This window comes from Pseudomonas sp. PvP100, from assembly GCF_017833055.1.
Classification (GTDB): domain Bacteria; phylum Pseudomonadota; class Gammaproteobacteria; order Pseudomonadales; family Pseudomonadaceae; genus Aquipseudomonas; species Aquipseudomonas syringae.
The window spans coordinates 4,242,217-4,257,927 of sequence record NZ_JAFIBO010000001.1; the positions used below are offsets into that span (position 1 = coordinate 4,242,217).

Genomic DNA, 15,711 nt, shown 5'->3' on the forward strand with positions numbered 1-15,711 from the left:
TCAGGCCGGTTTGAAGCCCGTCAGACCGGCCATCGCCACGAAACACACGACGCTGATCACCGTCAGCGCCAGGGTAAAGCCGCGCTTGCCACCTTTGGCACCAAGACGCAACCGATTGAGCCTGGCCACCAGCCAGACCCAACTGCACAGCCCCAGGGTGTAAAGCACGCTGCTGCCCAGCACCCAGGTCTGGCCCAGTGACAGGCCTTTCAAATGCACCAGCCACCAGCCACTGAACGGCAGCGTCGCCAGACACACGGCCATCAACACCCAGAAAAACAGCAACGGCCGCTTGAGCAGGCGATTCTGCACGGTCGTGTCGCCTTCAAGACGCACCTTGACCACCCCGCTGGCCAACACCAGCGCGCTGATCAACAACAACGCGGTGGCGACGATGTGCAAGGTATTGAGGGTGGTGATGGGTTCCATGACGCGGTGTTCCTCTGGAATCGGGCTTGGGTGAGTTTAGCAGTGTGAACACCAGGTTCGCGCCCTAAGCGCTATCGTGCCCATGCTCCGGTGGGTACGCCGGTCTGGACGCTCTGCGTCCTCTTGTGACGCGGAGCGTGAGGAACGAGAAATATCCACGGCCTTAGCCCAGAAACAGCCTGTACGCCGGGTTCTCGCTTTCGTCCCAATACCGGTAACCAATCTCATCCAGCGCAGCGCCGACCAGATGCCGCTCATCCTCCGGCACGACCAGCCCGGCAACCACCCTGCCATCGGCTGCGCCGTGGTTGCGGTAGTGGAACATCGAGATGGTCCAGCGACCGCCCAGGCGGTTGAGGAAGTTGAACAGCGCGCCCGGTCGTTCCGGGAACTCGAAGCGCAGCACCACTTCATCATTGACCCGCTCGGCATGCCCGCCAACCATGTGGCGGATGTGCAGTTTGGCCAGTTCGTTGTCGGTCAGGTCCAGCACCGGGAAGCCCTGTTCGGTCAGGCTGGCGATCAGGGCGCTGCGCGGGTCGTTCTCGGGATGGGTCTGCACGCCGACGAAGATGTGCGCCTCGCGGTCGGTGTGGTAGCGGTAGTTGAATTCGGTGATCTGCCGCTTGCCGATAGCCTCGCAGAATGCCTTGAAGCTGCCCGGTTGCTCGGGGATGGTCACGGCAATGATCGCCTCGCGACCTTCGCCCAGCTCTGCACGTTCGGCCACGTGGCGCAAACGGTCGAAGTTGACGTTGGCCCCTGAATCGATCGCCACCAGCGTCTGGCCGCTGACGCCGCGTTGCTCGACATACTTCTTGATCCCGGCCACGCCCAGCGCACCGGACGGCTCGGTGATCGAGCGAGTATCGTCGTAGATGTCCTTGATCGCCGCGCAGATTTCGTCGGTGCTGACGGTGATCACTTCATCGACATAATGCCGGCACACCTCAAAGGTGTGATGGCCGATCTGCGCGACCGCCACGCCATCGGCAAACAGCCCGACCTGGCTCAGCACCACGCGCTCACCTGCGGCCATCGCCGCCTGCAGGCAGTTGGAATCGTCCGGCTCCACGCCAATGATCTTGATTTCCGGGCGCAGGTATTTCACATACGCCGCGATACCGGCAATCAGGCCGCCACCCCCGACCGGAACAAAGATCGCGTCCAGTTGGCCCGGTTGCTGACGAAGAATCTCCATCGCCACCGTGCCTTGCCCGGCGATGGTGTCAGGGTCGTCATATGGATGGATATAAACGAAGCCCTGTTCGTCGACCAGCTTCAGCGAGTAGGCCAGCGCTTCCGGGAAGGAATCGCCGTGCAGCACCACGGTGGCACCCCGCGAGCGCACGCCCTCGACCTTGATCTCCGGCGTGGTGCGCGGCATGACGATGGTCGCCTTGATCCCCAACTCACGCGCCGCCAGCGCCAGGCCCTGAGCATGATTGCCCGCCGATGCCGTCACTACGCCGCGTGCGGTCTGCTCTGCGGGCAATTGCGCGAGCTTGTTGTACGCGCCACGAATCTTGAACGAAAACACCGGCTGCAGATCTTCGCGCTTGAGCAGCACCTGATTGCCCAGCCGTTCGGACAGCTGGCGAGCGCCTTGCAGCGGCGTTTCGATGGCAACGTCGTAGACGCGCGAGGTGAGGATTTTCTTGACGTACTGTTCAAGCATCGGGGTGGCATCACTGACGAAGCGGGCAAGGTCGGGAAGTCTACTCTGCGCACCGAAAGACGACCATACGAATGACAGGGCTTTGCGGCGCAGTCGCCGCTATAATGCGGGCCTTTTTGCATCCCCCTCTTCTACCTACATCAGGCACCGTGGAGCCCGCATGACCCAGGATCAACTCAAACAGGCAGTCGCTCAGGCAGCTGTCGACTTCATCCTTCCGAAGCTCGATGACAAAAGCATTGTGGGCGTCGGCACCGGCTCCACGGCCAACTGCTTCATCGACGCGCTGGCCAAGCACAAGACCGCGTTTGACGGCGCTGTCGCCAGCTCGCAAGCCACTGCGGTGCGCCTGAAGGCGCATGGCATTCCGGTCTATGAGCTGAACACGGTCAGCGATCTTGAGTTCTATGTCGACGGAGCCGACGAAAGCGACGAGCACCTGAACCTGATCAAGGGCGGCGGCGCGGCACTGACTCGCGAGAAAATCGTCGCGGCCGTGGCCAAGACCTTCATCTGCATCGCCGACGGCAGCAAGCTGGTACCAGTGCTGGGCGCGTTCCCGCTGCCGGTCGAAGTCATTCCGATGGCCCGCAGCCACGTTGCGCGACAACTGGTGAAACTGGGCGGCGACCCGGTTTATCGCGAAGGTGTTCTGACCGACAACGGCAACATCATCATTGATGTGCACAACATGAGCATTACCAACCCGGTGGAGCTGGAAGCGCAGATCAACGCTATCGTCGGCGTGGTTACCAACGGCCTGTTCGCCGCCCGGCCGGCCGACCTGTTGCTGCTGGGCACCAACGACGGCGTGAAAACCCTGACGCGCTGATAAAACCGGTTGTGCCCACGCAAGGTGGGCATGACCCTCACAGGCTCAAGGCTTGCGGAACACGTAAAACAGGTTCGGCTCGCTCACCAGATACAACGCCCCTTCAGCATCCATGGCCATCCCTTCAGCCTGCGGCACGTCCTTGCTCAGCCCCATCGCCCCTTTTGCCAGCGAGCCGCTGCCAATCGGATGACCACTGGTGTCGAGTTCGAGAATGCGCTTCGACTCATCGGACAACGCCAGCAAATGGCCGCTGGTCTCATCGAATTGCAGGCTGGAGAGGTCACGAACCGACAGTCGGCCATCGCGCTTGCTGTTGGAGATGACCTGCAGATTGCCGGGAGCCTCGGTGTTGGTCTTGGGAAAGCCGCGCACCTCGATGATCTGCACCGGATCACGCTCCCGGGCGACAAACAGGCGCTTGCCCACCGAATCATAGGCCAGCCCTTCATAGCCCTTGTTGCCGCTGGCGGTGATGCCCAGCGTCAATTGTTCTGCCTGGGCGGCGTCCAGACTTTTGGTGTTGTCATCGACGTGAATCTGAATCAGCCGGAGCCGACGCTCATCGCTGATCACGTAAGTGCCCGGGCTGATGTATTCGACGGCCTCTGCATCACCGAAACCCACCAGCGGAATGCGCCGCAGCACACGACCGTCCAGGCTCAGCTCGACCAGTTCGGGGTTCTGATTGGTCACCGTAAACAGGCTCTTGCGGTCCGGGTCGTAGCTCAGGCCCGAGACATCATCCTGCAGCCCGTCGATCACCTGTGCTTCTGTGACGACGCGGTACTGATCCAGACCAATGGACTGAAGCGAGTCGGACTGCCAGAACACCTGCCAGTCGAACAGGGCGCTTTCAACATAGCGGTATCGCTGATTGGCGATCACGAACACGACGATCAGGGGTACAAGGGCCAGAAGCAGAACTAAAGAGCGAGTAGAGCGACGCATGAAGGGTGACTCGGACAGATTGAGCGGACGGGATTGATACCATGCCATCCTGAAAGCAAGCTTAATGGCATGGTGCTATATGTTTGCCGAATGTGTATCGGCGACCTGTGTAGCGGCCGTCCTGGCTCAGTGCTTGTGAAGCGCCCTGTGAAACGAATAGAACAGGTTCGGTTCGCTGACCATGTACAGCGTACCGGCCTCATCGAGGGCCACGCCTTCTGCGCGCGGAATTGTATCCTTCAAACCGTTCATGCCGCCCAACAATGTCATGAAGCTCACCTGCTCGCCTTGCTCGTCGACTTCCAGCAACATGTGCGAATCGGCAGACAGCGCGAGCATGTGGCCCGTGCGCGGGTCGATGCTCAGCGAGGACAGATTGCGCATGTCCAGCGAGCGACTTGATAGCGGCTGCTTGTCGCCTGTCAGCACGTCACTGCCATCACTTTTCCACGTATACAGCGCGGGAGGTCGCTCCTCGCCCAGTATCAGCTGCTGACGCTGTGGGTCCCAGGCGATGCCTTCGTAGCCCTTGTTCTGGTTGGCGGACTTGCCGAGTTCATACTGGGGGAAATCCGCGATGTTCAGGGTGGTGGTGTCGGCATTCACTTTAACGATGGTCAGCTTGTGCTGGCGCTCGTCAGTGATCGCAATCAGGCCATCGTTCATGACGGCAACGCCTTCCGGATTGCTCCAGCCCACCAACGGGATCTTGCGCAGTACATCGCCCGTGAGCGTCAGCTCCACCAGAAACGCATTTTTGCCCATGACCGCAAACAGCGTTTTGGTCACCGGGTTATAGGACAGGTCCGACGCCTCGTCCTTTTCCATGCCGGGCAGCACCTTGGCGTCGATATCCACGTGGTAGTCCGGCAGCCAGATGCTGGCGTGACGGCCTGCCTTGCTCTCGAACCGCTCCTGAAACCAGAGCAGCGCGCGGTCATCCCAATGCATGATGAACGCCAGCCCATAGCCCAGCAAAGCAACCACTAACAACCACGAATACCAACGCATGTTGCGCAGATAAGCGAAGCGTTTTTTGGTACGAGGCGGCGTTGCGGCAGTACTGGCCATTCATGTGTTCCTGAGCAAATGAGACTTCATGACGACGTGGTGCCCTTGCAGGGACGGCCGGATTATCCAGAACAGGTGTGAAAAAAACGCAAAACCGACTGGACTATCAGTCACCCCACAAACAAAAGCCACCCGAGAGTGATCCCGTGTGGCTTTGGGCGCTGCCTGAAAGACTGTCGGCTTACCTGACGACGCTCTCGAAAGGCGTCTGCCCGACCAGTTCCAGCGCGATCTGGTCGCCGGCTTCAAACGGCCCGACACCGGCAGGCGTGCCGGTCATGATCAGGTCGCCGGCCTGCAGCGAGAAGTTGGCTGCCATGTGCTGGATCATCGGCACGATCGGGTTGAGCATCATGTTGCTGTTGCCGTCCTGAACCACCTTGCCATTGAGGGTCAGGCGGATACCGATGTCCTCCAGATCCGGGAAGGTCTCGGCGGGCACGAACGGCGGGATCACCGCAGCGCCGTCGAAACACTTGGCCAGCTCCCACGGCAGGCCTTTCTCACGCAGACGAGACTGGACGTCACGCAGCGTCAGGTCCAGACCAGGTGCAAAGCCGCTGATCGCGTCGAGCACCTCTTCACGCGACGGGCTCTTGCTCAGGGGCTTGCCGATCAACACCACGATCTCGGCTTCGTAATGCACCGAACCGCGGTCTGCCGGGATGGTGAAGCCACCCTCCAGCGCAACCACCGCGCTGCCGGGTTTCATGAACAGCAGCGGCTCGGTAGGCACCGCGTTGCCCAGTTCCTTGGCGTGTTCGGCGTAGTTACGCCCGATGCAGACCACTTTACCCAGCGGGAAGTGAATGTTGGTGCCATCGACATATTTGTGCTGGTAGCTCATGACGTCTCCTGAGGCTGTAAGAGGTAGCCTGCTTATTGTTGCGACGGATCAAATGGTTGCGACGGATCAAACGGCGAAGATTTTGCCGGGATTCATGATCCCGTTGGGATCGAACACCGCTTTCAATGCCTTCATGTATTCGATTTCGACCGGCGAGCGACTGTACGTCAAATAGTCACGCTTGGTCATCCCGACGCCGTGCTCGGCCGAAATCGAGCCGTTGTACTTTTCGACGGTCTCGAACACCCACTTGTTGACCCGGGCACATTTGACGAAGAACTCGTCCTTGTCGAGGCTCTCGGGCTTGAGGATGTTCAGGTGCAGGTTGCCGTCGCCAATGTGGCCGTACCAGAGCACTTCGAAGTCCGGATAGTGTTCGGCAACGATGGCATCGATTTCAGCCAGAAACTCCGGCACTTTCGAGACAGTGACCGAGATATCGTTTTTGTACGGCGTGAAATGCGAGATGGTTTCGGAGATGTACTCGCGCAGCTTCCACAGGTTGCGTAATTGCTGTTCGCTCTGGCTCATCACGCCGTCCAGCACCCAACCCTGCTCGACGCAGTGCTCGAAAGTCGCCAGGGCCTGATCGGCGAGGTCTTCGGTGGTCGCTTCGAACTCCAGTAACACGTAGAACGGGCACGGCGTGTCGAAAGGCGACGGCACATCACCGCGCGCCATGACGCGGGCGAAGGATTTGTCCGAGAAGAATTCGAAGGCGGTCAGGTCGAGCTTGCCGTGAAAGGCATGCAGCACCGGCATGATCGAGTTGAAGTCCGAGGTGCCCAGCACCATCGCGGTGAGGTTCTTCGGCGCACGGTCGAGGCGCATGGTCGCTTCGACGACAAAGCCCAGCGTACCTTCGGCACCGATGAACAACTGGCGCAAATCGTAGCCGGTGGCGTTCTTGATCAGGTCCTTGTTCAGCTCCAGCAGGTCGCCCTTGCCGGTGACCACTTTGAGGCCGGCGACCCAATTGCGCGTCATGCCGTAGCGAATGACCTTGATGCCGCCTGCATTGGTGCCGATATTGCCGCCGATCTGGCTGGAGCCCGAAGAAGCAAAGTCGACCGGGTAATAAAGACCGTTTTCTTCAGCCAGCGCCTGCAATTGCCGGGTGATCACGCCAGGCTGACAGACCGCCGTGCGGTCGGTGAGGTTCAGATCCAGCACCTGGTTCATGTAATCGAACGAGACGACCACTTCACCGTTGGCGGCCACCGCAGCCGCCGAAAGCCCGGTTCGTCCACCCGAGGGCACCAGCGCCACGAGCCGCTCATTGGCCCAGCGTACGATGGCCTGCACCTGTTCGGTGGTCTTGGGGAATACGATGGCCAGTGGCGCAGGGGTGAACTGCTTGGTCCAGTCCTTGCCGTAAGTCTCCAGAGAACCGGCATCAGTGAGCACCTTGCCAGGGTCGACCAGGGTCTGCAGCTCATCAATCAAAACGCGATCGGTCATTGAATCAACTCTCGAACGATTCATGGGCATCCTGAGAACGGTTCACGTTCGGGATGAGGTTTCGCGGGGCTCATATGCTAGCATACGCCCCCCGCGAGTCGTGCCCAGAGCCGATCCGGCCACCCCCTGCCAATTTTCTTCGGGACACAGGTTTACGCAGATGAGCAAGACTTCCCTCGACAAGAGCAAGATCAAGTTCCTTCTTCTCGAAGGCGTCCACCAATCCGCTGTCGACGTCCTCAAGGCAGCCGGTTACACCAGCATCGAGTACCACACCAAGTCTCTGCCGGAAGCCGAACTGAAAGAAAAGATCGCCGACGCCCATTTCATCGGTATCCGCTCCCGTACTCAGCTGACCGAAGAGCTGTTCGATTGCGCCAAGAAACTGGTTGCGGTCGGCTGCTTCTGCATCGGCACCAACCAGGTTGACCTGAACGCGGCGCGCGAGCGCGGTATCGCAGTGTTCAATGCGCCCTACTCCAATACCCGTTCGGTCGCCGAACTGGTGCTGGCCGAAGCCATCCTGCTGCTGCGCGGTATCCCCGAGAAGAACGCTTCCTGCCACCGTGGCGGCTGGATCAAGAGCGCGGCCAACTCCTTCGAGATCCGTGGCAAGAAGCTGGGCATCATCGGTTACGGTTCGATTGGTACGCAGCTGTCGGTGCTGGCTGAAGGTCTGGGCATGCAGGTGTACTTCTACGACACGCTGACCAAGCTGCCGCTGGGCAACGCCACTCAGGTGTCGAGCCTGAACGAGCTGCTGGGCATGTCCGATATCGTCACGCTGCACGTTCCGGAAACCTCGGAAACCCAGTGGATGATCGGCGAAAAAGAAATCCGCGCGATGAAGAAGGGCAGCATCCTGATCAACGCCGCGCGTGGCACGGTGGTCGAGCTGGACGCACTGGCTGACGCCATCAAGGACAAGCACCTGATCGGCGCAGCCATCGACGTGTTCCCGGTCGAGCCGCGTTCGAACGACGACATCTTCGAAAGCCCGCTGCGCGGTCTGGACAACGTCATCCTGACGCCGCACATCGGTGGCTCGACTGCCGAAGCGCAGGCCAACATCGGTCTGGAAGTGGCGGAAAAACTGGTCAAGTACAGCGACAACGGTACGTCGGTGTCCTCGGTCAACTTCCCGGAAGTGGCGCTGCCTGCGCACCCTGGCAAGCACCGCCTGTTGCACATCCACGAAAACATCCCGGGCGTGCTCAGCGAGATCAACAAGGTCTTCGCCGAGAACGGTATCAACATCTCCGGTCAGTTCCTGCAGACCAACGAGAAAGTCGGCTACGTGGTCATCGACGTCGACGCCGAATACTCCGACCTCGCCCAGGCCAAGCTGCAACAGATCAAAGGCACCATCCGCAGCCGCGTGTTGTTCTGATCAGAGCGCAGCTCATCGTCACACACAAGTCCTGAAGAGCTCGTAAAACGTGGCTCTCAGGCTTTTGTAGGAGCGAACTTGTTCGCGAAGACGGTGCGTCAAACGATGCATCTTCTTCGACTACATGGGCCCCTTCGCGAGCAATGCGGATCGCCGCCCCGGTCGCTCCCACGGCCTTCGGCCAGAATCAAAAGCGGACTTGTGTATAACGATGAGCGCTCCAGCGTGGGAATGCCGTTCGTGACGCTCCGCGTCAAACCCCGGCACGTGAAATCAAATACCTACTTCACATTGATGGTGATCTTCTTCGACTCGACCGAAGGGTTCAGCGGCATGTGGCCTTTGTCGCCCATCAGCAATTGCAGGGTGTGCTGGCCCGGCGGCAGGTTGATTTCGGTTTCGGTCTGGCCCTTGCCGAAGTGACGGATGTTGTCGCTGACCGGCAGTGGTGCATTCATCGACGGCTGATCCTTCACGTCGATCAGCAGGTGATGGTGGCCGGTCTCAGGAACATCGACACCCGCAGGCGCGACGCCCATACCCTTGAGGCCGAATTGCACCTTGAACGGCGAGGTGACCGTTTCACCGTCCTTGGGCGAGATGATGTACACCTCGGCGCCTTCAGGGGCTGCGGTGCGTGGTATATCGGCGGCGCTGGCCAGCATGGATGCGCTGAGCAACAGGCCGGCGACCATCGTTCCAGAAAATAAGGATTTCATGATTGCTCCGGCTGCAGTTGGCGTAAGTCGACCCTCACACGACGAATCCGTCGGTTCAGGAGTGCTCACGATAGACCGCAGTCCGGCTCAATGGCTCATTACGTTGATGAAACTGTTTTCATGAACGCAGCCCGCAGGTTACTGGAACAGCTCGTTGCCCCGGCGTCTGAACCACCCCGTCAGTGACAGGCGATCACGACTGGCGGGCATGACTTCATGGGGAATTTCGCCGGACAGAAAGACCACCAGGCAGCCGCCCGTAGGCTGAACGTCGTAAGCCACCTCGTCCTTGAGGTACATGCGCAACTGACCGCCGTGCTCGGGCAGCCAGGCGTTATTGAGGTAGAGCACCGCCGACACCATGCGCCTGTCGTCATCGCGGAATCGGTCCACATGCCTGAGGTAGCGGGCACCCGGCGGATACAGCGCGAAATGGCTTTCGTAATCTTCCAGCCCAAGGAAAAGGCCGCGATTGAGCGCCTGACGCAAACTGTCCATCAGCTCGAGATAGCGGTCGCAGCACTGCACCTGCCCCGGCTCGAGCCACTGAATGCGGTCGCCACGAATCCCCTCGCGTATTTCCAGCGCGGTTCCCTTGCCAATCGCGGCAGGCTCGAGCTCGCCTTCGGCCGCACGTTTGCGGCACTCTTGCTCAAGTTCCAGAGTCAGAGCTTCGGGCAGGAAAATATTCTGCTGCGACCAGCCGTTGGCGGCCAGATCGTCGACGATTCGTAACAGCAGTGGGTGGTCAGAGGGTATGCGCATGGCGTGCATAGTATCCATAAGCCCTGAAATCGGACAGAGGCTTATACAGGCGGCATCACACGCATGAGATTTCATTCACCGAAGCCACTCATAACTCGACAAATCCACGCCAACACCGGGAGAATAGCGGCCTGCCGACAGGAGTCCCCAATGCGTCGTTTGTTTGTTTTGCTGTTGATGTTCTGCACCTCACCTGCCTGGGCAGACAGCTACGATCAGTTGTACAAGTCTGCAGGCTGGCCGGAACAGCGCGCGCATTTCAACGATGCCCTCAAGGCTGCCCAACAGCGTTACAGCAACAACCTGCCGCCCGCGGTTTATCAAGCGCTGGTCAACAACAGCAATCAGCGTTTCGCCCCCCAGGCCATGGACCAGCGCGCCTCGAAGCGCCTGCGTGAAAGCCTCAAGGACCCTGCCCCGTCGCTGCAGTTTTTCCAGTCACCGCTGGGCCGCAAGATCGTCAATGCCGAGCTGACCGCCACCCGCGCCGATCAGCTGGCCAAACATGCCCATGGGCTGCCGCATATCGAAGCGGACGCGACGCGTCAGTTGTTGATCGGCCATCTGGCCCAGGCGCTGCCGGCCAGAGAGGCCGGCGCGGAAGTCAGCCTTGCCATCGCAGGCGTTGCCGCAGACAGCCTGAGCCAGATGATTCCCGGCCTGCTCGGTGGAGGCCAGGCGCAGGGCATGCTCGAAGGCCAGCGCGAGCGCCTGATGGCGCAGATGAGTGCTGATCTGAACAACACGCTGCTGTACGTCTATCGCGACTTGTCGGACCCTGAGCTCGAAGAATTCTCGACCTTCGCCGAGTCGACGGAAGGCAAAGCCTATTACCAGGCCGCTCTGGCCGCGATTCGTGCCGGGCTGGCCGTCGGACAGAGTGCGTCGAGCCTTAATCCCTGATCGTCACCAGAGCGCCTAGCGCAAGCGCCCTTTCAGAAAATCAAAGTACCGAGCCCGCAGCTCTGGCGTTTCGTTGGCCAGATGATGCCGGGCATGCCCGAGCATCAGAATCTGCGGCTGGCTGAACTTGTCTTTCAGAATCGCCAGATTGTGCGACCAGTCGACCGTCATGTCCGCCTCGCCCTGGATGATCAGCGGGCTGCGCAGGCTGCGCGGCGCGCTTTCAACACGCGCGATCCATTGCGCCAGCGCGCCGACCCAGGCAGTAGGCAGCCGCAGCGGCTGTAACGGATCGGCCATCAGAAAAGGCAGGAACGCGGGTGCGTTGGAGTTTTCGGTGAAACGGCGGGCAATGCCGTTCACGAACGGTTTGAGCAGGTGATAACTCAGACGCGACCAGCCCCAGGCACGCGGCCGGACCAGCGGCGCCAGCAGGATCACCTCCCCCTGCGCGGGCGAGTCTGCCCCCTGATGAAGCAGGTGATCCGTCACGATGGCACCGCCCATGCTTTGGCCGCACAGGTGCCAGGGATGTGGCAGCCCAAGGCCTTCGGCTTCGAGCAGCAGGCGTTGCAACACCAACTGGTACTCGGCGAAGTCATTGATACAGGCACGACTGCCGCTCGACAGACCATGCCCCGGCAGGTCGCAGGCGATCACGGCAAAACCCTGCTCCAGAGCCCACTCGATCACATGCCGGTACAACCCCATGTGGTCATAGAAGCCGTGAAACAGAAACAGCGTGGCGACCGGGCTGTCAGGCAGCCAGACCTGCCCGACCACCTCGTAGCCCGCCACATCGAGGCGCCCCAGCCAGCTGCGTATGACGTTGTCGCCACACAGTCCGGCAAGACCGTAGAAGCGCTGATAGGCCAGCCCCTCCATGGAAAGCGGATCAATAACGCTCAGCGGCAGCAGGCTGGCACGCAGGTTATCGGGGTCGAACGTGGCGGACATGTGGTTTCCAGATTTCAACAAATGGCTCGTAAAGTTGTGTAACGATATTCTTCTGTCTGCCACGGCATGGCAAGCTAAGCCGCTGTAATCGCAGACATCTGTCATTGAACGTGCACATTACTGTCTGCACACTGGGCGATGCTTGCGAGCTCACCCGCCCGAATTCGCCCTGAAGCCGCTTCAAATGGCTCTTGTGTCGGGTTTCATCGAGTCAACTGCGTCACAACGATAGTCTCCATTCCTGCCTACGCCATTTACAGAGAAACCGGATGAAACGCAGCCTCTTCATTCTAGCCATCATCATCGCCCTGCTTGCAGGTGTCGCGGGCTGGTACGTAAATAGCAAGTTGCCAGTACGCGACGGCGAGATCGCCATGAGCCGTCTTCAGGCCCCCGTCACCCTGAGCTACGACGAGCGTGGCGTGCCGCACATCCGCGCCGAGAACGAAGCCGACCTTTACCGTGCGCTGGGCTATGCCCATGCTCAGGACCGGCTGTTCCAGATGGAAATGCTGCGCCGCCTGGCACGTGGCGAGCTGGCAGAGGTACTGGGGCCGAATCTGGTCGAGACCGACAAACTGTTTCGCACCCTGCGCATTCGTGAACACGCGGACGCGTATGTCGCACGTCAGGACAAGAACACCCCGACCTGGAAAGCGCTGGAAGCCTACATTGACGGCATCAACCAGTATCAGGACACCCATGCAAGGCCGATGGAGTTCGACGCACTGGGCATCCCCAGACGACGCTTCACCACAGAGGACACGGTCAGCATCGCCGGCTATCTGGCTTACAGTTTTGCCGCGGCGTTCAGAACCGAGCCGCTGCTGACCTACGTGCGCGATCAGCTTGGGCCGGAGTACTTGAAAGTCTTCGACCTGGACTGGCACCCGGACGGCATGCTCGACTCGAAACCGGCACTGGCCGACGCCGACTGGAAGGGCCTGAATCAGCTGGCGCAGTTGAGTCACAAGGCGCTTGAAGACGCTGGCCTGCCGCAATTCGAAGGCAGCAACGCCTGGGTGATTTCCGGCAGCCGCACGCAAAGCGGCAAGCCGATCCTGGCGGGTGACCCGCACATTCGCTTCTCGGTACCTTCGATATGGTACGAAGCGCAGCTGTCTGCGCCGGGCTTCGAGCTGTACGGGCACTTTCCTGCACTCAACCCGTTCGCGTTGCTGGGCCACAACATGGATTTCGGCTGGAGCCTGACCATGTTCCAGAACGATGACGTGGACCTGATTGCCGAGAAGACCAACCCGGATAACCCGAATCAGGTCTGGTACCACGGGCAATGGACGGACATGAAACGCACCGAGCAGCAGATCGCCGTCAAGGGCCAGGCCCCGGTCACACTGACGCTGCTGGAATCGCCGCACGGCCCTATCGTCAATAACGTGATGGGCAAGAACGCCGGCCAGACACCTATCGCGATGTGGTGGTCGTTTCTGGCGTCCGCCAACCCGGTGCTGGACGGTTTCTACGAGGCCAACCGCGCCGATACACTGGACAAGATGCATAGCGCAGCCGAGAAGATTCAGTCGCCGGGCCTCAACATTGTCTGGGCCAACGCCAAGGGCGATATCGGCTGGTGGGCTGCGGCGCAACTGCCGATCCGTCCGCAGGGCGTCAACCCCATCTTCATTCTGGACGGCAGCACGGCACAGGCCGATAAGCTCGGCTTTTACCCGTTCAGCGCCAACCCGCACGAAGAAAACCCGGCGCGTGGCTACATCGTGTCAGCCAACTTCCAGCCGCAGTCGCCGACCGGCATGCCGATTCCCGGCTACTACAACCCGGCCGAACGCGGCCAAGCGCTGAACCGGCAACTCAGTGACTCCAGCATCAAATGGGATTTGGCCGCCAGCAAAGCGCTGCAACTGAGCACGCAGACCGACTATGCACCGAGCATTCTCAGGCCATTGATTCCAGTGCTGCGCAGCGTTGTCAGCGACCCGGACGAACGGGCACTCGTGGAGCGACTGGCCAGCTGGAAAGGTGATTATCCCGTCGATTCGGTGGGTGCCACGCTGTTCAATCAGTTCCTGTTCGACCTGACCGAAGAGACCTTTCACGACGAATTGGGCGACGCGATGTTTGAAACCCTGCTGTCGACCCGCGTGCTGGACGCCGCCCTGCCGCGCCTGGCCGCCGATGCCGATTCGCCGTGGTGGAACAATCGCAATTCACCCCACGAAGAAAGCCGCGCCAACACCGTCAAGGTGGCCTGGCGCGCCAGTGTTTCGCATTTGCGGTCGCTGTACGGCACCAACCCGGACGAATGGGTGTGGGGCAAGGCGCATACCCTGACCCAAGGCCACCCATTGGGTTCGCAAAAGCCGCTGGACATGATTTTCAACGTCGGCCCTTACGCAGCGCCGGGTACGCACGAAGTACCGAACAACCTGTCATCGAGCATCCGCCCCGCCCCGTGGCCAGTCGGCTACGGCCCCTCGACCCGCCGCCTGATCGACTTCGCCGACCCGGCGCACAGCCTGGGGATAAACCCGGTAGGACAAAGCGGCGTGCCCTTCGACAAGCACTACTCCGATCAGGCCAAGGCATTCGTGAACGGCGAATACCTGCCACAGCGCTTCAGCGAGAAGGACATTGCCGAGCATACGGAAGGGGTTTTACGGTTGGTGCCGGGGGCGTAGAGATACTCTCTGCGCGGGCCCGGAAATGGCGCTTCTGCCCGGAGGGCGTGGGAGCGAACAGAGTATCTACGCCCTACGGGCAGAATCAAGAGCGGGCTTGTGTATCGCGCATGATCAGGCTGCTTCCAGGCGTTTTGCGGCTGGCGCCGGGGGCGTAGCGATACTCTCTGCGCGGGCCCGGAAATGGCGCTTCTGCCCGGAGGGCGTGGGAGCGAACTTGTTCGCGAACTGTCGGGAACCGATAGTGAAACCGTTACTTACGGTACATCAGGCACAACCGAGGTCGCTGGTTTGGCTGCCGGTCCCCGGCAGTTCGCGAACAAGTTCGCTCCTACGCCCTACGGGCAGAATCAAGAGCGGACTTGTGTATCGCGCATGATCAGGCTGCTTCCAGGCGTTTTGCGGCTGGTGCCGGGGGCTTAGCGATACTCTCTGTGCCGAGCCCGGAAATGGGGCTTCTGCCCGGAGGGCGTGGGAGCGAACTTGTTCGCGAACTGTCGGGAACCGACAGTGAAACCGTCACGTACGGTACATCAGGCACAACCGAGGTCGCTGGTTTGGCTGCCGGTCCCCGGCAGTTCGCGAACAAGTTCGCTCCTACGCCCTACGGGCAGAATCAAGAGCGGGCTTGTGTATCGCGCATGATCAGGCTGCTTCCAAGGGTTTTACGGCTGGTGCCGGGGGCGTAGCGATACTCTCTGCGCCGAGCCCGGAAATGGCGCTTCTGCCCGGAGGGCGTGGGAGCGAGCTTGCTCGCGAACTGTCGGGAACCGACAGTGAAACCGTCACGTACGGTACATCAGGCACAACCGAGGTCGCTGGTTTGGCTGCCGGTCCCCGGCAGTTTGCGAGCAAGCTCGCTCCTACGCCCTACGGGCAGAATCAAGAGCGGGCTTGTGTATCGCGCACGATCAGGCTGCTTCCAAGGGTTTTACGGCTGGTGCCGGGGGCGTAGCGATACTCTCTGCGCCGAGCCCAGAAATGGCGCTTCTGCCCGGAGGGCGTGGGAGCGAGCTTGCTCGCGAACTGTCGGGAACCGACAGTGAAACCG

At 60.6% G+C, this 15,711-nt stretch carries 13 protein-coding genes; 4 read left to right on the forward strand and 9 right to left on the reverse strand.

The genetic code is table 11. The annotated features are described in order from the left end of the window. Together JOE39_RS18195 and ilvA are read right to left on the reverse strand one after the other, a co-directional pair. Entirely contained in the window at positions 1 to 429 is a 429-nt protein-coding gene (locus JOE39_RS18195; RefSeq protein ID WP_016569245.1) for a DUF2269 family protein, read from the reverse strand. Between the two features lie 163 nt (positions 430 to 592). Continuing rightward, entirely contained in the window at positions 593 to 2,107 is a 1,515-nt protein-coding gene (gene ilvA, locus JOE39_RS18200; RefSeq protein ID WP_198705576.1) for a threonine ammonia-lyase, biosynthetic, read from the reverse strand. Between the two features lie 160 nt (positions 2,108 to 2,267). On the opposite strand from ilvA, the gene rpiA reads away from it, so the two are divergent. After that, complete coding sequence (gene rpiA / locus JOE39_RS18205; protein ID WP_024661945.1) at positions 2,268 to 2,939, forward strand: ribose-5-phosphate isomerase RpiA; 672 nt, start codon at positions 2,268 to 2,270, stop codon at positions 2,937 to 2,939. A 45-nt stretch (positions 2,940 to 2,984) separates the two neighbouring features. Here the strand turns inward: rpiA and JOE39_RS18210 are convergent, their stop codons facing one another. The 4 genes from JOE39_RS18210 to JOE39_RS18225 all read right to left on the reverse strand — a co-directional run bounded on the left by JOE39_RS18210 (position 2,985) and on the right by JOE39_RS18225 (position 7,269). After that, positions 2,985 to 3,890, reverse strand: a complete 906-nt coding sequence (locus JOE39_RS18210) for an SdiA-regulated domain-containing protein (RefSeq protein WP_024661944.1) — start codon at positions 3,888 to 3,890, stop codon at positions 2,985 to 2,987. Positions 3,891 to 4,016: 126 nt separating this feature from the next. Continuing rightward, complete coding sequence (locus JOE39_RS18215) at positions 4,017 to 4,961, reverse strand: SdiA-regulated domain-containing protein (RefSeq protein WP_010406618.1); 945 nt, start codon at positions 4,959 to 4,961, stop codon at positions 4,017 to 4,019. Positions 4,962 to 5,142: 181 nt separating this feature from the next. Then, complete coding sequence (locus JOE39_RS18220; protein WP_003316478.1) at positions 5,143 to 5,808, reverse strand: fumarylacetoacetate hydrolase family protein; 666 nt, start codon at positions 5,806 to 5,808, stop codon at positions 5,143 to 5,145. Between the two features lie 66 nt (positions 5,809 to 5,874). Further along, a complete protein-coding gene (locus JOE39_RS18225; protein ID WP_029571842.1) occupies positions 5,875 to 7,269 on the reverse strand; it encodes an FAD-binding oxidoreductase in 1,395 nt (464 codons plus the stop codon). 160 nt (positions 7,270 to 7,429) lie between these two features. Here JOE39_RS18225 and serA point away from each other — a divergent pair, with 160 nt between their 5' ends. Next, positions 7,430 to 8,659 (forward strand): phosphoglycerate dehydrogenase, encoded by a 1,230-nt coding sequence (gene serA / locus JOE39_RS18230; protein ID WP_002555754.1) that lies wholly within the window; start codon positions 7,430 to 7,432, stop codon positions 8,657 to 8,659. A 281-nt stretch (positions 8,660 to 8,940) separates the two neighbouring features. Here serA and JOE39_RS18235 read toward each other — a convergent pair whose 3' ends face one another. Together JOE39_RS18235 and JOE39_RS18240 are read right to left on the reverse strand one after the other, a co-directional pair. Then, positions 8,941 to 9,378: a DUF4399 domain-containing protein gene (locus JOE39_RS18235; RefSeq protein ID WP_003420188.1), complete on the reverse strand. Its 438-nt coding sequence runs from the start codon at positions 9,376 to 9,378 to the stop codon at positions 8,941 to 8,943. Positions 9,379 to 9,516: 138 nt separating this feature from the next. Beyond that, the gene (locus JOE39_RS18240) at positions 9,517 to 10,152 is read right to left on the reverse strand and encodes a 2OG-Fe(II) oxygenase (RefSeq protein WP_003316482.1); all 636 of its coding nucleotides are present in this window, start codon (positions 10,150 to 10,152) and stop codon (positions 9,517 to 9,519) included. Positions 10,153 to 10,293: 141 nt separating this feature from the next. Here JOE39_RS18240 and JOE39_RS18245 point away from each other — a divergent pair, with 141 nt between their 5' ends. Further along, a complete protein-coding gene (locus JOE39_RS18245; protein ID WP_210078521.1) occupies positions 10,294 to 11,046 on the forward strand; it encodes a DUF2059 domain-containing protein in 753 nt (250 codons plus the stop codon). 15 nt (positions 11,047 to 11,061) lie between these two features. Here JOE39_RS18245 and JOE39_RS18250 read toward each other — a convergent pair whose 3' ends face one another. Next, entirely contained in the window at positions 11,062 to 12,003 is a 942-nt protein-coding gene (locus tag JOE39_RS18250) for an alpha/beta hydrolase (RefSeq protein ID WP_210078520.1), read from the reverse strand. Between the two features lie 269 nt (positions 12,004 to 12,272). On the opposite strand from JOE39_RS18250, the gene JOE39_RS18255 reads away from it, so the two are divergent. Beyond that, positions 12,273 to 14,660, forward strand: a complete 2,388-nt coding sequence (locus tag JOE39_RS18255) for a penicillin acylase family protein (RefSeq protein ID WP_210078519.1) — start codon at positions 12,273 to 12,275, stop codon at positions 14,658 to 14,660. Positions 14,661 to 15,711 lie beyond the last annotated feature (1,051 nt).